Raw genomic sequence first — 24,883 nt, forward strand, 5'->3', positions numbered from 1 at the left:
CTTCAATTAACTTTTCATTGAAGATTTTTCAAGCCAAAAAGGGGCTGCCTGAAGGTCAATTTTCGACTTTCTGGACAGCCACTTTTTTTATTTCTGGTTTAAACAAGTGTTTAACCAGAATGGTTCCTCCCTTTCATTCATAGGTATAAGTAGCAGGGGTCTGGCTGAAAAGCCCTAACGTAAGAAATATTGTGCATTTTATGCTAATCTGTGGGTAGCGAAACGAAGAAAGGGATGTTATGAGTGGGAGTGGAACAAAAGGAAATTAAGCTTATTGCCCTGGATATGGACGGAACATTATTGAATGAACAGCTGGAGATCTCTGAAGGGAACCGGCAGGCGATTCGAGAGGCTCAGGCAAAGGGCGTGCATGTTGTCCTCAGCACAGGCCGTTCGCTTTTGACGTGCCGGGACTATGCCAAATCGTTAGAACTTAATTCTTATCTTGTAACGGTAAACGGCAGTGAGGTATGGGACAGCAAAGGCAGCCTTGTCGAGCGGACTCTGCTTCATAACGATCATATCGAGGCAATGATGGAGTTAACGAAAAAACATGGTGCACAGTTTTGGGCCGTGTCGACGGATAAGGTATGGCGCGAAAATTTTCCGGAAAACTGCGCAGAGATGGAGTGGCTGAAATTCGGCTTCAACATTGCTGATGACGAGGTTCGAAAGCTTGTGCTCGAGGAACTCTCGAAGAACAAGGAGCTCGAGATCAGTAACTCAAGTCTCACGAACATTGAAGTCAACGCAGTTGGAATCAACAAAGCACGGGCGCTCAACCGAGTGTGCCAGGAGCTTGGCATCACGATGGATCATGTGATCGCGATGGGCGACAGCCTGAACGATATCGCAATGATTACGGAAGCCGGGGTTGGCGTGGCGATGGGCAATGCTCAGGACGTTGTAAAACAAGCCGCCGACTGGGTGACAGGCACCAACGTGGAAGATGGTGTCGCCCAGGCGATCAGGCATTGGGTGCTTTAGAATAGTGGAGAGACCATTCAGACGATGTCTGGATGGTCTTTTTTTGTGGTAACTTTAACTGGACTGAGCAGGCGATCCTTTAACGCGTGTAATGAAAGCAATTTGGATGATTTTAGCGCTGTTTTTGGTGATAAAATGAGGATTTTCAAGTGATTTTTTCTTGGTGAAGCTTTCACTCGCGTTTTAAGCAGCTTTAGGAGGGTTCACGAGGTCATTTAGCACCTGATTTCAGAGAAAATTTAGTTTTTTTCTTCTGTGATTTGATGTTGCGGAAATTTTATTATCGAAAACACCAAATATATTATCGAAATTCTCGTTTTATTATCGAAAAAGTCAATATATTATCGAAACAGCTGATTTTATTATCGAACAGAATATGCCCGATGCTAATCGACTGTTTTCGACGCATTTGTCCCACAAAACCTGTAAATACGCCTCAAGTCGTATGTGGAAATACAGCCGGAGGACATTATGGAAAAATCGGCCAGCAAGTAAACTAATGTTATGAATTTTAAAGGTATATTTACTTTTTTGGTTTATATATCCATAAAATGTAAGTATACTGTATATGGGCATTTAGTCTGCTTGAAGAATGTGAACAAATGAGGCAGACAGTCCGTCATACATAGAGGAGGATGAACAAACAAAGGGGTAGTTTGTTCGAACAGCTCTATAACAAATTAAATGGGGAATGGTGGGAAACGTATGCAGTTTATAACAAAATGGGCTTTTCGGAATAAAGCGCCGGTGACATTGCTTGTCATTATTGCGCTCATTATCGGGACGGTGAGCTATTTCCGTCTGCCGATGGAATTTCTGCCGGAAGCGGATAATCCGCAGGTAAGCGTCGTGACGCTCGGGCAGGGATATGATGCAGGATCCATGACAGACAAAGTAACCGAGCCAGTGGAACAGGCCGTTTCAGGGGTAAAAGGAAAGTCGTCAGTTCTTTCGACGACAGGGGACGGCTATTCTCAGATTACGATTAACTTTGATTCGAAAACAAATATGAAAGACGCAAAAAGAGAGGTTCAGGAGGCGGTCAGCGGACTGCAGTTTCCTGAAACCGTCGGCAAACCACTAGTATCACAGCTCAACACTTCCATGATACCGGTCGGGCAGATCTCCTTTACGTTTGCTGACGGACTGACCAAGGCAAATATGGAAAAGGCAAAAAAGACGCTGCTCCCTCTTTTTGAAAATAAGAAAAGCATTTCCCAAGCCAGTATTTTCGGGGAAAACAATTCCCGTGTAGAAGTGAAGCTGGATACGAAAAAAATGAAAGAGAAAAACATACCCGTCAATAGCGTGATGAGTGTGCTTCAAGGACAAAACGCCTCGGTAACTGCAGGCGGCGCAACGATTGACGGCAAGAAAAGTACGATCAATGTGACGGACAATCTAACATCCGTCAGTGCGTTGGAAAAACTGCTTGTTCCGGTTCAAGTGATGAATCCAAAAGCACCAGTCATCCATTTAAAAGATATCGCATCTATTAATCTGAAAAAAACCGAGAACACGGTGATGCGCATTAACGGAAAAGAAAGCCTGGCCATCACTGTTTTCAAAGACAACAGTGCAAGTGCTGTGACAGCCAGTAAAGATGTAAAGGCAACCGTGAAAAAAATCAATAAAGACTATCCAGGTGTAAAAGCCAGTACGGTATTTACGACCGGCGACATGGTGGAAAACTCCGTAAACAGTATGATGAAGGAAGTACTGCTCGGTGCACTGTTTGCGACTCTAGTCATTCTTGTTTTCTTGAGAAGAGTGAAGCCGACCCTCGTGACGATCGTATCCATCCCGCTTTCGCTGGCGATCACACTTCTCCTGCTCTGGCTGTCAGGGGTTACACTGAACATCCTGACTCTCGGAGGAGTGGCGGTGGCTGTCGGACGGCTTGTTGATGACAGCATCGTGGTCGTTGAAAATATTTTCAGACGAAGCCAAAGCAAAGCATTTACGAAAGAAAATGTCATGGCAGCAACGGCTGAAGTATCACGGGCCATTACTTCATCAACCTTGATTACAGTCGCCGTGTTCCTGCCAATGGGCCTCGTCAACGGCTCCTTAAAAGAATTTTTATTGCCGTTCGGTCTTACGGTGACGTATTCGCTGCTTGCTTCTCTTTTAGTAGCATTGGCCGTCGTACCGTTATTGAGCCAGGGCATGCTGAAGAAGATGAAGCTTCCTGCCCACTCCGAGCCAAAGCGTTATTTGAATGTATTAAAATGGTCGCTTAACCATAAATATGTTCCGATCATTATCGCAATTGTTGTACTTGTCGGCTCGCTTGGATTGTATGTTTCCTTGCCGAAGGGAGCTGTCAGTGCAGAGGATGCCAGCATGGTTGCCGTCAATATGGAGTTCCCGAGCAACACGCCGGCGGACGACATTAAAGATCGCATGGTTGCCTTTGAAGAGAAGCTGGCTGATATCAAGGGCTATGATTATTTGATCACTCAGTATGGAGCCAGTGAAGACGAAGCGAAATACGGACAGGTCAGCACCCCGGATACGGTCAAATTTACCGTCATCATGAAAGAAAAGGGCGGCGCCGATGATTACATCAAAAAGGTAAAAGAACTGAAGAAAGACGAAAACGGAGTAACCATTACCGCTTCTGCCGGATCAATGTTCGGCAGCGGTTCCGGAGGTTCTGCCATCACGTATGATATCAGTGGAAATGATCCTGTTGAGCTCTTAAGCACCTCTAAAGAACTAATGAGTGTGATAAAAGATGTAGACGGAGTGAAGAAGGTCTCAAGCAACCAGGAAAAGACTGCTCCTGTCTATACCGTCAAAGTAGACACTGAAAAAATGAACACCCAGCAGGCTGCACAACAGGTGGCTTCCCTTATTCAGCCAATGCCGATCGGATCCATTACACTGGATGGGAAATCAACACCGGTGCTGCTGAACGCAGGAATCAACCCTTCACAGGCATCTGACCTGGAGGATCTTTCCATCCAGACAGCCCAGGGTATTCTGCCTCTTTCCAAAGTTGCTCAGATTACAGAGGAAGATAAACCAAGCACCGAGCTTCATAAAGACGGCAAACCGTTCATCCGCATTTCTGCGGAAGTGAAACCTGAAAAGCTGTCAGTTGTATCTGCAGCAATTGATAAGAAAGTGAAAAAAGTCGACTTGCCAAAAGGCGTCAGCCTGGAGCAGGGCGGAGCGGCACAGCAGCAATCCAGCGATTTTGCTGATCTTGGTCTGACGATGCTCGCTTCCATTTTAATCGTGTACCTCATTATGGTCATTACGTTTAAAACGTTCCGTGCGCCGCTCGCTATTTTAATGACGCTTCCGCTAGCTTCCATCGGTGCGGTTCTCGGCCTCCTGATTTCAGGCGTGCCAGCTGATCCGACTGCATTAATCGGCGGACTCATGCTGATCGGTATCGTCATCACGAACGCGATCGTACTTATCGACCGCGTGAAGCAGAACGAAGAAACCATGATCATTCGCGATGCAATTATCGAAGCGTGCGGTACACGCCTTCGTCCGGTCATCATGACAGCGGTCGCTACCATTTTTGCGATGCTCCCGCTATTGTTCTCTCAATCAGAAGACGGCAGCCTTGTTTCAAAATCACTTGCTGTCGTTGTTATCGGTGGACTGACAGGTGCAACCATTTTAACGCTTGTCATCGTCCCGGTCTTCTACGAGCTTCTTCATTTCAGAAAATCAAAACGCCAGCGCGTGAAGATGTCCCAGCAAGATAGCTTCCCACTGAGTCAGGATGCGTAATGAAGCAGGAAAAGAGAGTGTCCCATTTACATATGGGACACTTTCTTTTTTTTGAGTGGATGGAAGGCTAAAAATGGATGCCGCCAGATTATTTAGCTCAGCCGCCAAATTATTCGGCTCAGGCGCCAGATTAATGGCTTCAGCCGCCAGATTAATCGGCTCAGGCGCCAGATTAATTACTTCAGGCGCCAAATTATTCAACCCAGGCGCCAGTTCTGCAGGGGTTGTCCTATAAGCATACACTACCATTAAATGTCTTAGCTAATGACACCAAAAAACCTGCCGCAGCAGGTTTTTTTAGTTCTTAAGTTTGGACAGCAGGCGGAGCATTTCAAGATACAGCCAGACGAGTGTAAGCATTAACCCAAATCCCGCGTACCATTCCATATATTTTGGCGCTCTTTGTTCAACGCCTCTTTCAATAAAATCAAAATCAAGCACAAGATTGAGAGCGGCTACGCCGACAATGACCAGGCTGATGATAATGCCGACTACACCGGTTTCATGAATAAAAGGCACATGAAGCCCGAAAAAGCGAAGAACAAAATCAATCAGGTAAACGATGGCAATCCCCAGAGTGGCTGACATGACGCCAAGCCTGAAATTTTTCGTGACTTTGATCAAGCCCAATTTGTATACTATCAAAAGCCCAAAGAGCACGCTGAATGTGAGTAAAACTGCTTGCGTGGTAATGCCTGAAAACTTTGCCTCATACATGGCACTTATGCCGCCAAGAGCCAGACCTTCCAGCATCGCATACAGCGGTGCTAAAAAGGGTGATGCCTTTGGAACAAAAATGGTGATCAGCGAAACAATGAAAGCTCCGATGACTCCTGCGAGCAGAAGCGGAGCCACCTGTTTTCCATCAAAATATTGATTCCACGTGTAAAAGGCAGTCGCACATAATAAGACGAGCAGGATGAACGTTTTATTAACCGTCCCCTGAAGTGTCATCGGATGCTCGATTCCTTGGCCTTTTAGCTTTGAAAACGTTGATTCTTTTAAACTAGGATTAGAACTCCTCATCACGTAACCTCCTTATTACTAAACTATACTATAGTTAAACCCTTCTTATGAAAAGAAAGGCTGTTTGGGGGCTGTGTTATGGCTTTTTTGAGGAAAACTATGCAATTAGACAGCGATAAGGGTCATTTTTTTGAAAAAATGATATTGAGTAAATTCTGCTAGGCCGAACCGGAAAATCGGGGGTTTTTTAGCTTCTTCAAGCTGTTATGTGTGGATTGAAGGTGCTAAAGCTGTCCATTTTATCTGCAAAGTGGTTGACTCAGATTTTTTATTTTCAATTTTACAAGTTAATTGTTCAAAAATGCCGATTTATGTTCAAAAAATTGATTTTACGTTCAAAATCCCCTCATTTTTGTTCAAAACGTTTATACGCGACGATATGCGACATGATTCGACGCATTTAGTTCTAAGGGGAGGGGGAGTATTTACAATACTAGTTTATGACTAAAAATTGTCGAACGATTCCGCCCAAAACCGCCAACGTCCTGTGCTAAAATTTACCCAACACCTCTTTTTTCTACATTAAAAAACTTCAATTCCACCCATTCTACGATTCAAATTTAGCGAAAAAATATCTTAGACTTTCATAATATGAAATTATCTCATTGAGTTTAGAAAGCGCTTTCATCTATAGTGTGGACAGGCTATAGAAAATGAAGGAGGAAGTGCTATGGGAATCCGAACGGGAGCTCAGTATATCGACGGGTTAAAGTCCCGTCAGCCTGAGATTTGGCTGGAGGGCAGGAAAGTGACGGATATTGTCAACGAGCCTGTTTTGCGCCAGCCAATCCTGGAGATCGCGAAGCTGTATGATATGCAGCATGATCCTGATCAGCAGGAAAAGATCACGCATGTTTGTGAAGAGACGGGCGAGCGTGTATCCAACGCGTTTCTCGTGCCGCGCAAGCTTGAGGACGTTATGGCAAGGCGCAGCTTGTTTGAAGCATATGCTAACGCTACGTACGGTCTGATGGGAAGAACACCGGACTTTTTGAACGTCGTGGTCACCGGGATGGCGAGCAACTCCTGGTTCCTGGACAAGTACAATCCGGAATGGTCCGTTAACATTCAAAATTACTACCGATACATCCGGGATAACGACTTGTTCCTTACGCATGCGATCATCAACCCGCAAAATGACCGAAGCAAAACATCGCATGAACAAAAAGATACATTCACTCACCTTGGAGCAGTGGAGGAGACGCCGGACGGCCTGCTTGTTCGGGGAGCGAAAATGCTTGCGACACTTGCTCCAATTACAGATGAAGTCATCGTGTATTCGTTCCCAGGCTTCAAACCGGGAGATGAGCGGTATGCACTGGCATTTGCGCTTCCGATTGATACACCGGGACTCCGCATCATCTGCCGTGAGCCGATGCAGGACGGCAAACGTTCACTGTTCGACCATCCGCTGGCTTCCCGTTTTGAGGAAATGGATGCACTCCTTGTGTTCAATGATGTGCTTGTTCCTTGGGACCGTGTGTTTATCCACAATAACGTGGAAGCGGCGAACCTGCTTTATCCGAAAACAGGGATCGCCCAGCAGCCTGCACATCAGTCAGGCGTTCGTGGGCTCGCCAAGCTGTCGTTCGCTGTGGATGTCGCCTGCCGTTTAGCGGATTCCATCGGGGTTGATGTGTATTTGAACGTACAGAACGATCTTGGGGAACTCATTCAAAGCGTGGAAACGATTCGTGCCTTGCTGCGTGTTTCTGAATATGAATGTGAGGTTACGCCTTCTGGCGAGTACATGCCGGCGGCCGCTCCGCTGGAGACCATCCGCGGCTTGCTGCCAACCTTTTATCCGCGTGCCGTCGAAGTCATCCAGATCATTGGTGCCGGGGGATTGCTCATGTCACCGTCAGGCTATGATTTTGAAAATCCGGAGTTAAGAGAGGATATGGATCGTTACTATGTTGGACGTGAAGGCGTTTCGTCCATTGACCGTGTGCGCATCTTTAAACTCGCATGGGATCTGTCAGGAGAAGCGTTTGGACAGCGTGCACTGCAGTATGAACGTTATTACACGGGAGACCCGATCCGAAAGCGGGCCATCTTTTACAACAACCATAAACGCAAGAACGCATTCCCATTGGTGGACCAGGCTTTACATGAGGCAGACCGGGCCAGGGAAGCGGCAAAGGCTATCCATTCTGAAAAAGAGGAGGGGATCGCTGACGCTGATACAGTAATGCAATAAGAAATGGCCGGCAGCCCAGAGCTTACCGTTTTAAAGAAGCGAAGGGGGAAGAGATGTGATTGGATCTGTTCAGAAGATTGCTAGAATCTTGAACTGTTTTACGGATGAAGAACCGGTGCTGGGGAACCTCGACATTGCTACAAAGCTTGATTTAAACCCGAGTTCTGTCCACCATCTGCTGCATACCCTGTGCCAGGAAGGCATGCTCATCAAGGACAGCCAAAAAAAATACAGGCTAGGATGGAAGCTGCTCGAATGGGGCAACCGGGTCATGTATCAGAAGGAAATGCTGAGCGGAGCTTTCCCAATTGTGGAAGGGCTCATCCGCCGTTTTAACGGGGCGGTTCATATTGGCATGTTTGATCAAGGAGAGGTCGTGTTCGTTCTGAAAGCCAGCCCTAAAGAAAGCCAGGAAATTCCGACGTATGTCGGTTCAAGAAAGCCTGCCTACTGCACGAGCTCAGGAAAGATTCTATTATCCTCAAACCCTCCCATGGTGAAGGTCACAGTGGAGAAGGGGCTTGTGCAGCGGGCTCCGAATACCATCACATGTGCAGCTCAGCTGCAAACCGAGCTTCAGGAAGTGAAAAAGCGCGGCTATTCCGTGAGCGATAACGAAAATGAACTTGGTTTGTACGGGGTGGCTGCCCCCATCCGCTCCTACTCCGGCCATACCATTGCGTCACTGAACATTGTAGGGGAGCCATTTTATATGCAGGGCCGCGACAGCAAAGGGATTCTGGAGCATCTACTGCTCACGGCTAACACTCTATCAAAAGAGCTTGGATATATCGAAGTCTAGTATTTCTATTAAAAATTCGGGAGGAATACCAAATGACAAAGACGGCTGAACGACTGTTTTCATTTAATCTGCTTAAATGGATCGAGGAAAATAAGGATGCGTTAAAACCGCCTGTGAACAACAAAGTGCTCTGGCAGGATTCTGAGTTCATCTGCATGATTATCGGCGGACCGAACCGCCGGCGTGATTTTCACGTCGACCCTTCAGACGAGTTCTTTTACCAGATCAAAGGCGACTGTTATGTCGAGTGCATTACGGAAGACGGGGCAAGAAAGGTCGTTACAGTAAAAGAAGGTGAAGTGTTCATGCTGCCTGCGATGGTTCCACATTCTCCTCACCGTGTAGCGGACACGTACGGACTCGTCATCGAGCGCAAGCGTGCAGAAGGAGAACTAGAGGATTTCGTCTGGTTCTGTGATGAGTGCAACCATGAGATGCACCGGGTGACCGTACAGCTGAACGATATTGAAAAACAAGTGAAAGAAGCAATCCATAGCTTTAATTCAGATGCGGAAGTCCGCTTGTGCAAGAATTGCGGCCACCACATGCCGGAAAACGTGGAGGAATGGAAGTGCGAATAGATTTTCACACCCATATCATTCCAGAGAGCTTTCCGGATTTTACGGAAAAATACGGCGGAGAGCGCTGGCCGGTGCTGAACCGGACGTGTGCGTGTGGTGCGTCCATCATGGTGGGTGGCAAAAATTTCCGGGATGTGACGGACCAGGTATGGTCGCCGGAAAAACGAATTCAGGACATGGACCGGGAAGGCGTTGATATTCAGGTGCTGTCCCCGATTCCGGTCACGTTCTCGTACTGGGCGAATCCGGAAGCCGCAACCGAGATGGCAAAGATTCAGAACGATTTTATTGCAGAAACGGTCGCAAAGCATCCGGACCGTTTTGTCGGCTTAGGGACGGTTCCGATGCAGGAGAGTGTAACTGCCGTCCGGGAGATGGAACGCTGCATCAATGAACTTGGGCTGCATGGCATTGAGATCGGAACGAACGTCAACGGCAAGAACTTGGATGATCCGTCATTCCTGCCATTTTTTGAGATGGCAGAAAAATGGGAAGTGCCAATCTTCATCCACCCGTGGGAGACGCTCGGACGGGATCGGATGCCGAACCATAACTTCATGTATACGGTAGGCATGCCGAGTGAGACGGCGCTTGCAGCGGCCTCGCTCATCTGGAGCGGCATTATGGAGAAGCATCCGCGTCTGAAGATCTGTTTTGCGCATGGAGGCGGTTCGTTTCCTTACCTCATTCCAAGACTGGATCAAGGCTGGAACGTCTGGCCGCATCTCAGGCTGACGACTCATCCGCCGAGCCATTATGCCAAACAGTTTTATTTTGATTCGTTAAACTACGATCCGCTGAACATCAAATATATGATGGAGCGGTTTGGCTTCGAGAAAATTTTCATGGGTTCGGATTATCCGTTTTTGCTGCGTGAAATCAATCCTGGCAAGGTGATCAATGAAACGCTAGAGTTAACGGCTGAGCAGAAACGCGGCATGCTTGGTGAGAATGCAGCACGGTTTTTAAATTTGGAACTCGGGAAACGGGGTGCAGTCCTTGCAAACAGTGCAAAATCCGGAGAGTAAGCTGGAGGAGCTCGGGCTAACCCTCGCTCCTGTCCGGATGGCAGTCGGAAACTATGTGAGCTGTGTAAGAACCGGAAGCCTTCTTTTTACATCCGGTCAGGGTGTTGATCAATATCATGGCAAACTGGGCCGGGAACTAACGATTGAAGAAGGATATTTGGCCGCCCAGCAGTCGATGCTGAATCTTCTCAGTGTCGTGAAGCAGGAGCTTGGTGAGTTGAGCAGGGTGAAGCGTGTCGTGAAGATACTTGGCATGGTGAACTGTACAGAGGATTTTACCGCGACTCCCCAAGTGATGAACGGGGCGTCGGATCTGCTCGTTCAAGTGTTTGGCGAAAAAGGAAAACACGCGCGTTCAGCCGTCGGGATGGCACAGCTTCCGAACAATACGGCGATTGAGATCGAGATGATTCTGGAGATCGAAGAGTAAGGAGGTTCACACATGACAAAAGAAATGACGGCTGATAAAAAAACACTGAAAGACGCGCTTCTTTTTATTGACGGCGAGTACGTAGAGGCCCGTTCCGGCAGCACGTTCGACTCCATCAATCCGGCGACCAATGAAAAGCTCGCAGCTGTTGCGAACGGAAGTCCGGAAGATGCGGAGCGTGCGATCGAATCGGCCAAGAAAGCTTTTGACAGCGGTGTTTGGAGCAGGATGCCGGTAGAGGAACGCTCTGATATTCTATGCCGGATGTCCGGCCTGATCATGGAGAACGTGGACGAGCTCGCGATGGTCGAAACGCTTGATGTTGGCAAGCCAATCAAAGAAAGCCGTGGATTTGATATTCCGCGGGCCGCTTCCAACTTCCGCTTTTTTGCCGAGATGTCCAAATACATGGTTCACGAGCATTACGACAAGCACAATATCATGTCCTACGCTAAATATGCTCCGGCCGGGGTTACGAGCCTCATCATCCCGTGGAACCTTCCGTTCATGCAGATGACGTGGAAAGCGTCGGCCGCTCTTGCAGCAGGCAATACGGTCGTTGTAAAGCCGGCATCCTATACACCGCTTAGTGCGGTCATGCTCGGCGAGATTGCGAACGAAGCCGGGCTGCCGCCGGGAGTATTGAACATAATTACCGGTCCGGGCAGCACGATGGGCACGGCGATGACAACCAATCCGTCAGTCCGCAGGATCTCATTTGTGGGTGAATCGAATACAGGCAAAACGATCATGCGCAATGCGGCGGAAAACCTGATCCCTGTTTCATTGGAGCTTGGCGGAAAATCAGCGAATATCGTGTTTGAAGATGCCGACCTGGATGAAGCGGTACAAGGATCACTTGATGCGATCTACCGCAACCAGGGGGAGATCTGCTTAGCGGGGTCGCGCCTGTTATTGCAGGAAAGCATCTATGATCAGTTTTTGGAAAAGTTTACGGCGGCTGTTCAGAAAATTAAAGTCGGCGATCCGACCGATGAAACGACAGATATGGGCGCAGTTGTCTCAAAGAGCCATCTCGAAACGGTACATAACTATGTAGAGATCGGGCTAACTGAGGGGGCGAAGCTGGCATGCGGCGGCAAGCAGGTTAAAGGGCTGGAGCATGGTAACTTTTACGAGCCGACCGTCCTTTATGATGTGGACAACAGCATGCGGGTCGCCCAGGAAGAGATTTTCGGTCCGGTTCTTGTGGTTATTCCATTTAAAACCGAAGAAGACGCCATTCGGATCGCCAATGATTCAATGTACGGCCTTGCAGGAGTCGTCTGGACGAACGATATCCGCCGGGCACAGCGGGTGACAGCAGGTGTGGATTCAGGACTGCTCTGGATCAATTGCTGGTATATTCGTGACCTAAGAACGCCTTTTGGCGGCTCGAAAGCAAGCGGGATCGGGCGTGAAGGCGGCCGGCACAGCTTCGAATTTTATACCGAGGCAAAAACGATCACGATGAAATTATAAGGCTGTTTCAGCAGCTTCTGTTGCTCTTGGAAGTGGTTGATCTCCGTTCCAGGATGCTCGCTTTCCGCGGGGCGTGCGGTGAGCCTGTAGTCTCACCTGTCACGCTACTCCCGCAGGAGTCTCGCACCTTCCACTCCAATCAACTTGGCAATGAAGCTAATTAAACAAAAGCCTTCATAATTTTTTAGAAAAAAGCTAAGAGACGAAAGGTGCTAAATGCCTTTCGTTCCTTATTTTAAAGAGAAGGGATGAAGCATTCATGCAAAAAGTAATTGATCAGCTCGCCGGGGAACTGCTCGAGGCTGAACGCACGACCGTGCCGGTGGCTCCACTGACGGAACGCTTTGAGAACCTTACCGTGGAGGACGCCTATCAGATTCAGCTTGCGATCGCCAAAAGCAAGACAGTAGAAGGCCGAAAAGTGATCGGGAAGAAGGTCGGCCTGACGAGCAAAGCAATGCAGAACATGCTCGGTGTGACAGAACCGGATTATGGCCACTTGTTTGATGATATGGCTGTGAAAAATGGAGAAACCGTTAGAATTGACTCCATGATCAAACCGAGGGTCGAAGCAGAAATCGGCTTTGTGCTGCGAGAAGAGCTGTTTCAGCCCAACGTGACGTTTTTAGATGTACTTATGGCAACCGATTATGTTGTTCCAGCACTTGAGATCATCGACAGCCGCATCGCCGACTGGAAAATCAAGCTCGTGGATACGGTTGCAGACAACGGATCATCGGCAAAGGTCGTCCTCAGTGACAAGAAGAAAACCATTGATGAGGTTGATTTTAGAAGTGCCAGCATGGTTTTATTCAAAAATGAAGAGCTGATTGCAACCGGGGCCGGAGCGGCAGCACTTGGACACCCGGCCCACGCGGTCGCCTGGCTTGCCAACAAGCTTTACGAGTTCGGCATTCCGTTAAAAGCAAACGAGCTCATTCTGCCAGGTGCTTTATCGGCCGCCATTGACGTTTTGCCAGGAGATACAGTGACGGCAGAATTCGGTCCATTGGGCTGGGTTTCCGTCCATTTTGCATAAGAAAGGAGAAAGGCTATGGAGAAGGTAAAAGCAGCAATCATCGGTTCGGGGAACATCGGAACGGACCTCATGTACAAGCTTGCACGAAGTGAATGGCTTGAACTGACTGCTGTCATTGGTATTGATGCGGAATCAGATGGTTTGAAGCGGGCTAAAGATGCGGGGTACACCACGTTTGATAACGGAATTCAGGGGTTGTTGGAAAACCCTGAGCTTGCGGACATGGTTTTTGATGCAACGTCTGCCAAGGCTCATGTGCGCCATGCAGAAGTGCTGAAGGATCTGGGAAAGTTTGCAGTCGATCTCACTCCGGCAGCACGCGGACCGTTCGTATGCCCCGCGGTAAACCTTGGCAGTTATCTTGATGAATCAAATGTAAATATGATCACGTGCGGGGGACAGGCGACGATTCCTATCATTCACGCGATCAACCGGGTGGCAGATGTTGAGTACGGGGAAATCGTAGCGACGATCGCCAGCAAGAGCGCCGGACCTGGAACACGGGCCAACATTGATGAATTTACGATTACGACCCGCAGAGGGATTGAAGAGGCAGGCGGGGCGGACCACGGAAAAGCTTTGATTATCATGAACCCAGCCGATCCCCCGATTCTGATGAGAGACACGGTGTATTGTGAGGTTAAAAATATGGACAAAGAAGCAATCCGGCAGTCCATCTATGACATGGTTTCTCAAGTTCAAGCGTATGTGCCTGGCTATCTTTTAAAACAAGAGCCGTTGTTTGAAGACAACCGGGTCACTGTTTTTCTTGAGGTGGAAGGATCTGGAGATTATTTCCCTCCGTATGCCGGCAACCTTGATATCATGACGGCAGCTGCAGTCCGGGTCGCGGAGCAATACGCCAAACACCGGATGGAACAAGGAAAGTCGCCGGAAAGGATGGGTACCTATGAAACGAAATAGCGAAAAGCCCATAAAATTGACCGAAGTTTGCCTTCGTGACGGCAGCCATGTCATGAAGCACCAGTTCACGGCAGAACAGGTGTGGAAGGTAGCAAAAGCGCTGGATGAGGCTGGCATGCATTACATTGAGGTAAGCCATGGGGATGGACTCGGCGGTTCAACCCTGCAATACGGACGTTCTCTAGTGGATGAGATGACACTGATCGAAACGGCTGTAGAAGCATGTACTTCTTCAACGGTAGCGGTTCTCTTAATTCCTGGAATCGGTACGGTTCATGACTTGAAACAGGCTCGTGACCTAGGGGCAGGCCTCGTTCGTGTGGCGACTCATGTTACAGAGGCTGATGTTTCTGCTCAGCATATTCACCTGGCACGAGAGCTTAGGATGGAAGCCTTCGGATTTTTGATGATGGCTCACTCTGCTCCCGTCGAAAAGCTGATCGAACAGGCCAAGCTGATGGAAAGCTATGGCGCGCAGGCCGTGTATGTGACGGATTCCGCAGGTGCCCTGCTGCCTCACGAAGTCCGTGAACGAATCAGCGCTCTTCGCCAGTCGCTGGATATCGAGATCGGGTTTCATGCCCATAACAATCTCTCAGTCGCCGTGGCCAATACACTGGTGGCTATTGAAGAAGGAGCGACCCGGATTGATGGCAGTGTCCGCTGTCTGGGGGCAGGAGCGGGGAATACGCAGACAGAGGTATTGCTGGCTGTGCTTGACCGCCTCGGTCTTGATGTGGGGATCGATCTCTATAAAATGCAGGACCTCGCGGAGGAGATCGTAGCACCATTGCTGCCGCGTCCGCAGGAAATCAGTAAAGGCAGTCTTGTGATGGGGCATGCAGGTGTCTACTCGAGCTTCCTTCTGCACGCCGAACGGGCAGCTGCTCGCTTCGGACTGGATTCACGGGATATTTTAGTAGAGCTTGGCAATCGAAAGGCAGTCGGGGGACAGGAAGATATGATACTTGATGTAGCGGCCGAGCTGGCCAAGACCAAACAGGAGGTGTGATTCGTGACGGTAACAAAAAGAGGACAGGATGAAATGGTAGACTATCTTTTGGGCGCAGAACGCGATATCCGTGAAGTCATCAAGCTGACGGACCAGAATCCGGACCTTGCCATAGATGAAGCATATGATATCCAGCAGCGTCTAATTGAAAAAAAGATGGAACAGGGAGCACGAAGAGCGGGGATCAAGCTTGGCTTAACGAGCAAAGCGAAGCAGGAGATGATGGGTGTTCACGAGGCAATCTATGGTTATCTGCTCACGGATATGCTCGCGTACGAATGGGAGCCTGTTCGGTTCAACCAGCTTATTCATCCAAAGGCCGAGCCTGAAATCGCCTTTTTAATGGGTGAGGATCTGCAGGGAACGAACGTTACGGCTGAGGATGTACTGAAGGCTACCAAGTATATCGCACCTGCCATTGAAATCATCGACAGCCGTTATAAGGATTTTAAATTCACTCTCGTGGATGTGGTAGCGGATAACTGTTCATCCGCGAAATTTATTGCCGGCAGCAAGTGGATCTCCCCGAAAAAACTGAACCTTGCCCATATCGGGATGGTCATGTCCAAAAACGGTGAAGTAGCTACAACAGGAGCCGGAGCAGCCGTACTCGGGCATCCGGCAGCAGCTGTTGCCTGGTGTGTGAATAAGATGGGAGAAAGAAATGAAGGCCTTAAAAAAGGCGACATCGTCCTGAGCGGTGCTCTATCAGAAGCCATTGCCTTCGAGCCGGGTGATACGATCATCGCCACGTTCGACGAGCTCGGCAGCGTATCGTTCTCCTGTAAATAGAGATGCCGATCATTCAGGTGCAGATTATTAAAGGCCGGTCCGACGAGCAGATTCAGAACATGATTGCGAGTGTGACCGAATCGGCAGCAAGCACGCTGAACGTGAAGCCGGAGCAGGTCAGAGTGCTTGTTACTGAGGTTGAAGGGAAGCACTGGGCAGTTGGGGGAAAAGCGAAAGAGTAATAGATTAGCAGGGAGCCATTCAGCGGTGCTGGGTGGTTTTTTTATGTGGTGGGTTGGATCAGAAGGGCGCATTTATGAAAATGATGTGTTTTGCAAGTAAACCTTGTCGAACCGCAAGTAACAGCCTCGTTTCCGCAAGTAAAAAGTGTCGAACCGCAAGTAACGGTCCGCATAAGTACCGCTTGCAGGGGAGAGCTGTAGAACGACAAGAGGTCTATTAAGTAATGTCTAGTATTACTTAATATTTTATGAAAAGAAAAAGGAATATCGTATTTTAAGAGATATCTTAACCCTACTTGTTATATAACAGACTATGATATAATAGACTAAACTTTCTAATTATTTAAGCTGTGGAGGGGATCAATCGTTGAATGTGCCAATGCTGTTGCCTCAATTTCTTGATCGTGCGGTAAAGTTGTATGGAAAGAAAGCTGCGATAATCGGTGAAAAGCAAACCTATACATACAGTGAAGTGAATAACCGGGTCAACCAGCTTTCACGTGGGCTAATTGAAACTGGAGTTGGAAAAGGAGATCGTGTCGCTTATCTAGCTCCAAACACGTCCGAGATGTATGAAGGATTTTACGGCGTGCTGCAGCTTGGGGCTGTTATGGTACCGCTCAACACAAGGCTAAAGCCGGAAGATTATTTATACATACTGAATCACAGCGGATCAAAAGTACTCTTTGTTGACCATGAACTGGTGAACCAAATCGAGCCAATTCGAGAACAGTTAACGACGGTTGAAGCCATTATAGTGCATGGTCTTGAACGGGCAGGGAACGGTTTAATTCCCTATGAAAACTGGCTGGATCAGTTCGACACAGCACCTGTTGAACGTCCGGAGATGGATGAGAATGACTTGGCGACGCTTTTGTATACGAGCGGGACGACCGGCAAGCCGAAAGGGGTTATGCTGTCACATCGGAGCAATTTTTTGCATGCGCTTACATCTATGCATCATCTGCGGGTTTCCGATCGTGATGTCCTGCTTCATGTGCTTCCGATGTTCCATGTGAATGGCTGGGGCTCGCCTTTTTACTTTACGGCGAACGGAGCGACACAGGTCTTCCTCAAAAAGGTAGTACCTGAAGAGATTTTTAGAAAAGTGAACGATCATGGAGTTTCGGTCATGCATATGGCTCCGACCGTCCTTAATGGACTTCTGCAGTATGCGGACAAGAAAGAGACCGTTAAAGAGGTTAGCAACCTCCGTATTGTCATTGCCGGTTCGGCACCCCCGCCAGCCTTCGTGAAGCGGGTTGAGGAAGAACTGCAGTGGGAGTTTATCCAGGTGTACGGCATGACGGAAGCCTCGCCGCTCATTACGACGTCCATCATCCGGGACACACAGGATCATTTGACGAATGATGAGAAATACCGATTGAAATCGAAAGCGGGATACGAATTTATTGGTAGTGAAGTGAAGGTCGTCAATGAGGACGGAGACGAAGTAGCCCATGACAGCCATGAAATCGGCGAGATTGTTGTGCGCAGCAACACTGTTATGGAAGGGTACTGGAACAACCCGGAGGAAACGAACCATGTCCTCCAAAACGGCTGGTACCATACGGGAGATATGGCGGTGGTCGATGAGGAAGGCAATATTGAGATTGCCGACCGGAAAAAAGACATCATCATTTCTGGCGGGGAAAACATCTCCTCCATCGAAGTCGAGGGTGTGCTGTATGATCACCCCGCTGTTCTGGAAGCAGCCGTTATCGCAGTCCCTCATGATAAATGGGGAGAAACACCGCAAGCCATCGTCGTGCTCCGGGAAGGTCACGAGGCTAGTGAGGACGAGCTGATCACGTTTGCCCGCAGCCGGCTTGCACACTTTAAGGCGCCGACCATTATCGTTTTCGTGGAAGAATTGCCGAAGACCGGCTCCGGAAAGATCCAAAAGGTGCATTTGAGGAAAGCCTACTGGAAGAACCAAGGGCGGCTTGTTAACTAGCGGGCTCTGACCGTGGCTGGTTATAAATACAAATGGTGTATTTCTCTGAAAATATGTATAATGGCACTTTAAGCGTTTAAAGCGTTTCATGGTAAACAATGCTAGATGGAAGGCAGGGGCAGCATGGAAAAAGATCATCAGGATTTGAAAAAGGGGTTATTGCCTCGTCATGTTCAATTCATCGCCTTGGCAGGGATGATTGGAACGGGGATTTTTAAAGGAAGCTCAGACACGCTCAGTTTAGCAGGGCCAAGTGTCGCATTGGCTTATTTATTAGGCGGGGCATTATTATTCATTGTTATGACGGCATTGGCGGAGATGGCCATTGTCTATCCAAATTTAAATGTTCAGAATCTCGTTCACAAAGCATTTGGACATCGGATTTCATTTATCGTTGGCTGGCTTTATTGGGTGCAGTGGGGGATCGTCACGATTGTTGAAATATTGGCTGCGGGAAGCTTTTTGAAATACTGGTTTTCCTCCACGCCGCTATGGCTGCTAGCTCTTTTCTGTGCCATCTTCATTATTGGAATCAATCTGTTTCAAGTAAAGTACTATGGTGAGATCGAGTTTTGGTTTGCGGGAATTAAAATCGTTGCGCTGACGGCCTTTATCATTTTAGGAGCCTGTATTTTGTTCGGTGTGATTCCGAGCTCGATTGATCAGCCATTAAATAATTACACTGCTCATGGCGGTTTCTTTCCTAACGGGATCGGCGGTATGCTCAGCGCGTTCTTAATCGTTATGTTCTCCTATGGCGGAGCCGAGCTGATCGGAGTTGCGGTAACCGAAACGAAGGATGCACAAAAGGTACTGCCGAAAGTGATCAAAGGCACTGTAGGGAGAGTTGTTATTTTTTATATTCTTCCGATTTTGATCATCTGTGGTCTGATGCCTTGGAATAAAGTATCTCTGGTTGAAAGTCCTTTCGTCCAGGTTTTCGATATTACAGGAATCCCTGGAGCCGGGCACATCATGAACTTTGTTCTTTTAACAGCTGTGCTATCAGCGGCAAACTCAGGGATCTATGCGACGTCAAGGACCCTGTTCTCAATGGCACAAAGCGGAGAAGCGCCTAAAAAATTTCTTAAAGTGTCCAAAAACGGTATTCCGATCAACGGTATCATCATTACGTCCATCTGTATTTTATTCGGTGTATATCTTGCATATAGGACACCGGAAAAGATTATTGGGTATATGATGTCGATTCCTGGATTCACGATCCTTCTCATCTGGATCGCCATTTGTCTGGCCCAGTTAAAGCTGCGCCGCCATTATGAGGAAAAGCCATTCTTCCAAGTGAGGGGTTTTCCTTTTACGACGATTCTCGGTGCGGTGCTATTATCCGTCATTTTTATTTTCTTCATCTTCAATAAAGATAACATTATCGGCACAACGGTCTGTCTCGTGATCGTGGCCGTGATCACTTTGCTGGCTTACTTGAGTAAAGTGCCAAAAAGAGATTCGATGGAATAGCGTTTTAGTAAGCTTTGGAAGTGGTTGATTTCCCATGTAGAAAAGAATTAAAAAAAGAAGCAGCTGGCCTTTTTGCTAGCTGCTTTTTCGTTTAGTCTGCTTCTTTTTGGCTCAAAAAGTAAAACATTCCCTGTGAAAAGAACAATAATCGCCAATGTTTTAATGTCGCCGCCGGCATTGGAAAATAAGATGCCCGCTCCTAAAACGATCGCAAATAATGCGAATCCCATGAAAAACTCACCACCACCAGCTTTTCCTTCCGTTATATCTTTGCAGCAGCGGATTGTCAGCGAATGTAGATACGAAGAGATTTATTTACCACGATATTTTTCCAATATTTGTTTATAATGAGAAGGGTAAGGGGGTTATCCCATGAAAAGAAAGCATTACTTATGGGGATTGATGATTGCCGTTCTTTTATTTGTTCTTCCACCGATTCTGGCTCCTTCCATCCATGATGGTTCTTCTCAAAAATCGGCGATACGAGAATACTTGGTCAATGAGGGCCATCCCTATCAAAGCTTCCTCGCCCGTATTACAAGCAATGGACAGGATAAAAAATACGGGGAAAGATATGAGGTTGCCTGGAACGATTTCAACAGTGAGACCGGAATGACCCCAATCATTTTCTATGTGAAGAAAAATGATAAGGGATATTATGTGGACTCTGCCGGAACGGGCCCTTGATCTAACCACAAAAAAGCAGCTGACACTCGTCAGCTGCTTGTCTCATACATTAACTTTTGCTTGGCTGTATACGCCATGTGGAAGTATTTGCTCGCTTTTTGGTCGTTCTCGGTGTTGTAGAACTCGGAGGCGAGCTTTTCCGCGTAGTCCTGGACAAATCCCCAGAGCTGGACGGATTGAAAGTATGGAATGGCAGCGGCTGCTGTTTGTTCCAATTGTTCAGCTGAGGAGGACTGGTTGTACTCGCTCAGGATGGAGAAATGGTGAATGTATTCCTCGTTTTGTGCATCTCTTGCTATTTTCAGTCCCTGAATAATCCAGTCGTCGGCAATGTCATGATTCCTGAGCTTGACGTGTTCCCGGGCAATCAGGAAGGTCGTTTTGTAGTCGGTTGCTTTGTCTTCAAACACCTCGGTGAGCTGGGCAATTGCTTTTTCCGAGAGGTTTTGTTCGGCATATAAAAGGCCCAGATTGTAGCGGATCTTAAGTTCGAACGGTTCTTTTTTCAAATTGTATACACGAAGAATGTCCAGGGCGGTTAGAAAATGATGCTCGGCTTCCCGGAACTGTTTTAATGATGTTGAGGCAAGGCCGATGATATTTTCGCAGCCGGCAAGTTTCACTTCATAGCCGGATTTGTCTTCAAAGTATTCTTTTGCCTTTATGGCGTGGCGGACGGCAAGCAGAGGCTGACGGGTGTGATAATAAAAGGTAGCGACTTTGTAGTTGAATTCTGCTTTTTCGATATCATCAGGAAACTGGTTTAACATCTTTTCGGCCAGCTGATAGTGCAGCTTGGCTTCGAGATAGTTTCCAGTATCGGTAGCATAGATGGCTTTGAAGAAGTGAAAGTAATAGGATAAGAAATCGTCTGTTTCTCTTTTTTTCCCCACATCCAGTTTGTTCAGGGTGTACCGCGCTTCCCAAAGGTCATTGACAAGGAGCTGGTACCTGAAGCTTAACAAAGAGTAGTAGATAAAGAGAGTCTGTGTAGGGTCCATTTCCATGGTTTCAATCTTTTCATCGATTTCCAGCTTTAATCTGCGGGATTCTACGAGGTTTTGGGAGAGAATTTCACGATACCAGCCGTTTAATAGTTGAATCATCTGTTCCGTGCTCGTCAGCTCTACTTCCATAACGTACGCCCACCTTTTAGCATAAATTTACAATTTAACACAATATTAGCATATCCGGTCTACCTAACGATTGAGTAAATTGTCGTAATTACCTGAAAACTTAAGGGTAACTTTTCTACTAATTTTTTACTATACAAGAGAGAATAGTTGGCAACCCATAAAAAAAGAGGAAAGGAGATTGCTCTCTTTCCCTCTCTGCTGTTTATGTGAATGTCTGGGAGTACAAATCTGCAGCCAGTTACCCATTTGTCGTAGAAAATGTCTTTCCGTGTTCCGCATTCGTTACCGCTGAATGATCCGCGATATAGCCGCCAATCAACAAAGCACCAGCCAACGCAATACCTACAAGAGCACTTGCCATTTTCTTCATATTGACACCCCTCAATATTTATTTTTTTCTATGTCTTTGTTTCTGCTGAAGTTTCTCGGGTGCAGGACTTCGAATAATAAAAGCTCCCGGCCTCCTTTTCCTTCAACAATATCTTACAATTTACAACAATAATAGCAAATATTAATAGTTTTGCATTGGGTAAAATGTCGCAATTTACACAATTTTCTTACATAACTTTTTTACTAATTTTTCCTTTCTTAATTTTATCAGTATTGATCGTTGAAAAAATGCTCTGAAAGATAGGCTCATAGTGGTATAGACAACCTGTCGGCAGAATAATACCCTTTAAATGACATCTTAGGGAAGGAAAGGAATGTGAAATGAGAGGAGGAAGGAAAATGAAAAAGCTAGTAGTCTGTATGCTGCTGGTTATACTCTTCGCCGGGCTCTCTGCTCCTTTAGCCGCCAGTGCGGCTGATCAGGGAAATGGGCACAAAGTCAATATCCGCGTGATGAGCTATAACCTTCACTACGGAAACAGCATGGGGAACGTGTATGATCTGAATGCTCAGGCTGAAGTGATCCGCCAGTCGGGTGCCGAGATCATCGGGCTGCAGGAAGTGGATGTTCATTGGAGCAGCCGGAGTTTGTTTGAAGACGATATTAAACTCCTTGCTGAAAAGCTTCAAATGAATTATTTTTTCGCACCAATCTATGATCTGCCGCCGCTGAATGCCGGAGAACCGAACCGCCAGTTTGGGGTCGCTGTTTTAAGCAAGTATCCCATTCTGAAGGCAGAGAACCGTGAGATCACAAGACTGTCTACGCAAGTTCCCAACCCGGTTCCAGCTCCTGCACCAGGTTTTGCCCAAACCTTGATCAATGTTAGAGGGATCAAGCTTCATGTCTATTCCACGCACCTCGATTACCGAGCGGATCCAGCCGTCCGGTCCATGCAAGTGAACGATATGCTCTCTATCTTTTCCGAGAGCTCCCGCCAAAAGATTTTATTCGGAGACATGAACGCCCAGCCGAATGCACCAGAACTAAAGCCGCTTTTCAGCACTCTCCAAGATACATGGAGAAGCGGGGAACCAGGGAGCACGTTTCCAGCGAACAAACCTTCATCCAAGATCGACTTCATTTTAACCTCACCGCGGATCGAATCAAGATCTTCGTTTATTACCGACACACTCGCTTCCGATCACCGTCCGATTATTGCGGACCTGACCATTCCGCGCAGATAAAACATTAAGGAGGGAGTAAAATGACGAGCAAGTTTATTCGAGCGTTGTTCATTATTATGGCCATTATGCTGGTCTTTCCTCAATCGTCACTCGCCGCTTCAAGCCCGGTGAAAAAGGAGAAGGATGATGCCTGGCTGAAGCGTATTGTGAAACACATGACGGTTGAAGAAAAGGCAGGCCAAGTGTTTATCATTCATGTGTATGGAAAAACAGCTGAGGATCCTGCGTATGAACAAATCAATATCAAGCAAAAACGAGGAGCGAAAAACTTCGCAGAAGCGATTGAGAAGTACCACTTGGGAGGCGTCATTTATTTTAACTGGACCGATAATATCGGGATGCCGGTGGATAAAGCTCAAGTAAACGCCCTGTCTAATGGCATTCAAAAAGCGGCGATGAAACAAAGGATTCCAATTCCGCTGTTCGTTTCCACTGACCAGGAAGGGGGAGTTGTGGCACGGGTGACGGAGCCAGGCACCGTTTTCCCTGGGAACATGGCGCTGGCTGCTGCTCAATCCACAGACTATGCCAGACAGTCGGCCAGCATCATGGGACTTGAGCTGAAAAGCCTCGGAATCAATCTGAACTTTGCTCCTGATCTGGATGTGAACGTGAATCCTAACAATCCGGTCATCGGTGTCCGTTCATTTTCTGAAAATCCGGATGTCGTCGCGCGTATGGGAGTCGCCCAGGTGAAGGGCTATCAGGAACAGAACATGATGGCGACCGCCAAGCATTTTCCGGGCCACGGTGACACAGATGTGGATTCACATTCTGGTCTTCCCATCATCAACCATGATCTGAAGACATTGAATGAAGTTGACCTCAAGCCGTTTAAGGCTGCTATTAAATCAGGCATCGATGCGATCATGTCCGGCCATCTTGTCGTTCCTGCGCTTGATGATTCCGGTATGCCGGCTACGTTATCGAAGCCAATCCTGACCGGCCTGCTTCGTGAAAAAATGAAATTCAAAGGGCTGATCATCACGGACAGCCTGGGTATGTCAGGTGCCAATATCGTACCGCCTGACCGCGTGCCGGTAGAAGCATTTAAAGCTGGGGCAGACATTCTCTTAAATCCGCCGGATGTGGACGTTGCGTATAATGGGCTGCTGAATGCGGTGAAGAGCGGAGAAATCTCTGAAAAACGTCTGGATCAGTCCGTGATTCGAATTCTAAAAGCCAAAATTAAACGCGGCTTGTTTCACCAGCCGTTAGTAGATCCAAGTGCGATCAACCAGATCGGACTTCTAGAGAATCTTCAGAAAGCGGAAAATATGACGGATCGCTCGATTACCCTGATCAAAAATGACAACCATACGCTGCCTTTAAAAGAGGGAAGCAAGGTGCTCGTGACCGGGCCGTCTCTCGGTAAGCCGGCAGAGCTGGCCGCAGCTTTGAACGAAAAAGGAATAGCGGCGAGCGGGTATGCGACCTCAGCCAGTCCGACTGCAGCCGAGCTGGCGAGTGCTGTGAACCAAGCGTCCAGCACGGATCTCGTGGTGGTTACCGCTTATACGGCTAACACGAACAGTGCTCAGCAGAAATTCGTAAAGGCCCTGCAAGCGGCGGGTAAACCAGTGGTGCTTGCCTCCTTGCGCAATCCGTACGACATTATTACCCTGCCGGACGTTACGTCCAATATCTTAACCTATGGAAATCAAAATGTATCTGTTAGGTCGCTTGCCAAAGCGCTTGTCGGCGAGATCAACCCGAGCGGAAAGCTGCCGGTTACGATTCCCGGGAAGTACGAGTTTGGGTTTGGGTTGAGTTACTAATTTTTTGAATCGAAAAGGCTGTTTTCGTAA

23 protein-coding genes are annotated in these 24,883 nt (G+C 47.7%); 18 read left to right on the forward strand and 5 right to left on the reverse strand.

Going from position 1 to position 24,883, the window contains the following annotated elements; all coding sequences use genetic code 11:
• Nucleotides 1-285 precede the first annotated feature (285 nt).
• Entirely contained in the window at nt 286-987 is a 702-nt protein-coding gene (locus P4361_RS00005; RefSeq protein WP_425590210.1) for a Cof-type HAD-IIB family hydrolase, read from the forward strand.
• A gap of 705 nt (nt 988-1,692) precedes the next feature.
• Nucleotides 1,693-4,743 carry an efflux RND transporter permease subunit gene (locus P4361_RS00010; protein WP_328087634.1) on the forward strand — a complete coding sequence of 1,017 codons (3,051 nt, stop codon included), beginning with the start codon at nt 1,693-1,695 and terminating at the stop codon, nt 4,741-4,743.
• Here P4361_RS00010 and P4361_RS00015 read toward each other — a convergent pair.
• Together P4361_RS00015 and P4361_RS00020 are read right to left on the reverse strand one after the other, a co-directional pair.
• Nucleotides 4,681-4,935, reverse strand: a complete 255-nt coding sequence (locus P4361_RS00015; protein ID WP_328087636.1) for a hypothetical protein — start codon at nt 4,933-4,935, stop codon at nt 4,681-4,683. The two genes, P4361_RS00010 and P4361_RS00015, sit on opposite strands and share 63 nt — an antisense overlap.
• A 105-nt stretch (nt 4,936-5,040) precedes the next feature.
• Nucleotides 5,041-5,769, reverse strand: a complete 729-nt coding sequence (locus P4361_RS00020) for a Bax inhibitor-1/YccA family protein (RefSeq protein WP_328087638.1) — start codon at nt 5,767-5,769, stop codon at nt 5,041-5,043.
• A 670-nt stretch (nt 5,770-6,439) separates the two neighbouring features.
• Here P4361_RS00020 and P4361_RS00025 point away from each other — a divergent pair.
• The 13 genes from P4361_RS00025 to P4361_RS00085 all read left to right on the forward strand — a co-directional run bounded on the left by P4361_RS00025 (nt 6,440) and on the right by P4361_RS00085 (nt 19,674).
• Entirely contained in the window at nt 6,440-7,969 is a 1,530-nt protein-coding gene (locus P4361_RS00025) for a 4-hydroxyphenylacetate 3-hydroxylase family protein (protein WP_328087639.1), read from the forward strand.
• 55 nt (nt 7,970-8,024) lie between these two features.
• On the forward strand, nt 8,025-8,771 hold the full coding sequence (locus tag P4361_RS00030; protein ID WP_053356783.1) for an IclR family transcriptional regulator: 747 nt from the start codon (nt 8,025-8,027) through the stop codon (nt 8,769-8,771).
• Between the two features lie 32 nt (nt 8,772-8,803).
• A complete protein-coding gene (gene nbaC / locus P4361_RS00035) occupies nt 8,804-9,352 on the forward strand; it encodes a 3-hydroxyanthranilate 3,4-dioxygenase (RefSeq protein ID WP_053356784.1) in 549 nt (182 codons plus the stop codon).
• Nucleotides 9,337-10,380 carry an amidohydrolase family protein gene (locus P4361_RS00040; protein WP_328087643.1) on the forward strand — a complete coding sequence of 348 codons (1,044 nt, stop codon included), beginning with the start codon at nt 9,337-9,339 and terminating at the stop codon, nt 10,378-10,380. Before nbaC ends, P4361_RS00040 begins: the two co-directional genes overlap by 16 nt.
• Nucleotides 10,352-10,810, forward strand: a complete 459-nt coding sequence (locus P4361_RS00045) for a RidA family protein (protein ID WP_328087644.1) — start codon at nt 10,352-10,354, stop codon at nt 10,808-10,810. Before P4361_RS00040 ends, P4361_RS00045 begins: the two co-directional genes overlap by 29 nt.
• A 12-nt stretch (nt 10,811-10,822) precedes the next feature.
• Complete coding sequence (locus P4361_RS00050) at nt 10,823-12,292, forward strand: aldehyde dehydrogenase (protein ID WP_328087646.1); 1,470 nt, start codon at nt 10,823-10,825, stop codon at nt 12,290-12,292.
• A gap of 259 nt (nt 12,293-12,551) precedes the next feature.
• A complete protein-coding gene (locus P4361_RS00055) occupies nt 12,552-13,331 on the forward strand; it encodes a 2-keto-4-pentenoate hydratase (protein ID WP_328087648.1) in 780 nt (259 codons plus the stop codon).
• Between the two features lie 15 nt (nt 13,332-13,346).
• Nucleotides 13,347-14,255, forward strand: a complete 909-nt coding sequence (locus P4361_RS00060) for an acetaldehyde dehydrogenase (acetylating) (protein WP_328087650.1) — start codon at nt 13,347-13,349, stop codon at nt 14,253-14,255.
• Nucleotides 14,242-15,267: a 4-hydroxy-2-oxovalerate aldolase gene (gene dmpG, locus P4361_RS00065; protein WP_328087652.1), complete on the forward strand. Its 1,026-nt coding sequence runs from the start codon at nt 14,242-14,244 to the stop codon at nt 15,265-15,267. The genes P4361_RS00060 and dmpG overlap by 14 nt, the downstream gene beginning before the upstream one ends.
• Nucleotides 15,268-15,300: 33 nt before the next feature.
• Nucleotides 15,301-16,059, forward strand: a complete 759-nt coding sequence (locus P4361_RS00070) for a 2-keto-4-pentenoate hydratase (protein ID WP_328087750.1) — start codon at nt 15,301-15,303, stop codon at nt 16,057-16,059.
• 2 nt (nt 16,060-16,061) lie between these two features.
• The gene (locus P4361_RS00075; RefSeq protein ID WP_062237443.1) at nt 16,062-16,241 is read left to right on the forward strand and encodes a 2-hydroxymuconate tautomerase family protein; all 180 of its coding nucleotides are present in this window, start codon (nt 16,062-16,064) and stop codon (nt 16,239-16,241) included.
• Nucleotides 16,242-16,608: 367 nt separating this feature from the next.
• Nucleotides 16,609-18,198: a long-chain-fatty-acid--CoA ligase gene (locus P4361_RS00080; RefSeq protein ID WP_328087654.1), complete on the forward strand. Its 1,590-nt coding sequence runs from the start codon at nt 16,609-16,611 to the stop codon at nt 18,196-18,198.
• A gap of 123 nt (nt 18,199-18,321) precedes the next feature.
• The gene (locus P4361_RS00085) at nt 18,322-19,674 is read left to right on the forward strand and encodes an amino acid permease (protein WP_328087656.1); all 1,353 of its coding nucleotides are present in this window, start codon (nt 18,322-18,324) and stop codon (nt 19,672-19,674) included.
• A gap of 47 nt (nt 19,675-19,721) precedes the next feature.
• Here the strand turns inward: P4361_RS00085 and P4361_RS00090 are convergent, their stop codons facing one another.
• A complete protein-coding gene (locus P4361_RS00090; RefSeq protein WP_328087658.1) occupies nt 19,722-19,904 on the reverse strand; it encodes a hypothetical protein in 183 nt (60 codons plus the stop codon).
• Between the two features lie 142 nt (nt 19,905-20,046).
• Between P4361_RS00090 and P4361_RS00095 the strand changes: the two genes are divergently transcribed.
• Nucleotides 20,047-20,361, forward strand: coding sequence for a hypothetical protein (locus P4361_RS00095; protein WP_265409366.1), 315 nt, complete (start codon nt 20,047-20,049; stop codon nt 20,359-20,361).
• Nucleotides 20,362-20,390: 29 nt separating this feature from the next.
• Here the strand turns inward: P4361_RS00095 and P4361_RS00100 are convergent, their stop codons facing one another.
• Both P4361_RS00100 and P4361_RS00105 read right to left on the reverse strand, forming a co-directional pair.
• Complete coding sequence (locus tag P4361_RS00100) at nt 20,391-21,497, reverse strand: tetratricopeptide repeat protein (RefSeq protein WP_328087663.1); 1,107 nt, start codon at nt 21,495-21,497, stop codon at nt 20,391-20,393.
• Between the two features lie 238 nt (nt 21,498-21,735).
• On the reverse strand, nt 21,736-21,867 hold the full coding sequence (locus P4361_RS00105; RefSeq protein WP_265409368.1) for a hypothetical protein: 132 nt from the start codon (nt 21,865-21,867) through the stop codon (nt 21,736-21,738).
• A gap of 359 nt (nt 21,868-22,226) precedes the next feature.
• On the opposite strand from P4361_RS00105, the gene P4361_RS00110 reads away from it, so the two are divergent.
• Both P4361_RS00110 and P4361_RS00115 read left to right on the forward strand, forming a co-directional pair.
• Nucleotides 22,227-23,075 (forward strand): endonuclease/exonuclease/phosphatase family protein, encoded by an 849-nt coding sequence (locus P4361_RS00110; protein ID WP_328087665.1) that lies wholly within the window; start codon nt 22,227-22,229, stop codon nt 23,073-23,075.
• A 20-nt stretch (nt 23,076-23,095) separates the two neighbouring features.
• Nucleotides 23,096-24,853: a glycoside hydrolase family 3 protein gene (locus P4361_RS00115; RefSeq protein WP_328087667.1), complete on the forward strand. Its 1,758-nt coding sequence runs from the start codon at nt 23,096-23,098 to the stop codon at nt 24,851-24,853.
• The last annotated feature ends 30 nt before the right edge of the window (nt 24,854-24,883 follow it).

Origin of the sequence: Fictibacillus sp. B-59209 (genome assembly GCF_036216745.1) — a bacterium.
Classification (GTDB): domain Bacteria; phylum Bacillota; class Bacilli; order Bacillales; family Fictibacillaceae; genus Fictibacillus_C; species Fictibacillus_C marinisediminis.

Excerpts from the sequence above, each read along its gene's own strand:
- P4361_RS00025 (WP_328087639.1), top strand. The coding sequence starts at position 6,440 with ATGGGAATCCGAACGGGAGCTCAGTATATCGACGGGTTAAAGTCCCGT.
- nbaC (WP_053356784.1), top strand. The coding sequence starts at position 8,804 with ATGACAAAGACGGCTGAACGACTGTTTTCATTTAATCTGCTTAAATGG.
- dmpG (WP_328087652.1), top strand. The coding sequence starts at position 14,242 with ATGAAACGAAATAGCGAAAAGCCCATAAAATTGACCGAAGTTTGCCTT.
- P4361_RS00105 (WP_265409368.1), bottom strand. The coding sequence starts at position 21,867 with ATGAAGAAAATGGCAAGTGCTCTTGTAGGTATTGCGTTGGCTGGTGCT.
- P4361_RS00110 (WP_328087665.1), top strand. The coding sequence starts at position 22,227 with ATGAAAAAGCTAGTAGTCTGTATGCTGCTGGTTATACTCTTCGCCGGG.
- P4361_RS00070 (WP_328087750.1), top strand. The coding sequence starts at position 15,301 with ATGGTAGACTATCTTTTGGGCGCAGAACGCGATATCCGTGAAGTCATC.
- P4361_RS00090 (WP_328087658.1), bottom strand. The coding sequence starts at position 19,904 with ATGGGATTCGCATTATTTGCGATCGTTTTAGGAGCGGGCATCTTATTT.
- P4361_RS00055 (WP_328087648.1), top strand. The coding sequence starts at position 12,552 with ATGCAAAAAGTAATTGATCAGCTCGCCGGGGAACTGCTCGAGGCTGAA.
- P4361_RS00100 (WP_328087663.1), bottom strand. The coding sequence starts at position 21,497 with ATGGAAGTAGAGCTGACGAGCACGGAACAGATGATTCAACTATTAAAC.
- P4361_RS00005 (WP_425590210.1), top strand. The coding sequence starts at position 286 with ATGGACGGAACATTATTGAATGAACAGCTGGAGATCTCTGAAGGGAAC.
- P4361_RS00060 (WP_328087650.1), top strand. The coding sequence starts at position 13,347 with ATGGAGAAGGTAAAAGCAGCAATCATCGGTTCGGGGAACATCGGAACG.
- P4361_RS00010 (WP_328087634.1), top strand. The coding sequence starts at position 1,693 with ATGCAGTTTATAACAAAATGGGCTTTTCGGAATAAAGCGCCGGTGACA.
- P4361_RS00020 (WP_328087638.1), bottom strand. The coding sequence starts at position 5,769 with ATGAGGAGTTCTAATCCTAGTTTAAAAGAATCAACGTTTTCAAAGCTA.
- P4361_RS00050 (WP_328087646.1), top strand. The coding sequence starts at position 10,823 with ATGACAAAAGAAATGACGGCTGATAAAAAAACACTGAAAGACGCGCTT.
- P4361_RS00040 (WP_328087643.1), top strand. The coding sequence starts at position 9,337 with ATGGAAGTGCGAATAGATTTTCACACCCATATCATTCCAGAGAGCTTT.
- P4361_RS00085 (WP_328087656.1), top strand. The coding sequence starts at position 18,322 with ATGGAAAAAGATCATCAGGATTTGAAAAAGGGGTTATTGCCTCGTCAT.
- P4361_RS00095 (WP_265409366.1), top strand. The coding sequence starts at position 20,047 with ATGAAAAGAAAGCATTACTTATGGGGATTGATGATTGCCGTTCTTTTA.
- P4361_RS00115 (WP_328087667.1), top strand. The coding sequence starts at position 23,096 with ATGACGAGCAAGTTTATTCGAGCGTTGTTCATTATTATGGCCATTATG.
- P4361_RS00075 (WP_062237443.1), top strand. The coding sequence starts at position 16,062 with ATGCCGATCATTCAGGTGCAGATTATTAAAGGCCGGTCCGACGAGCAG.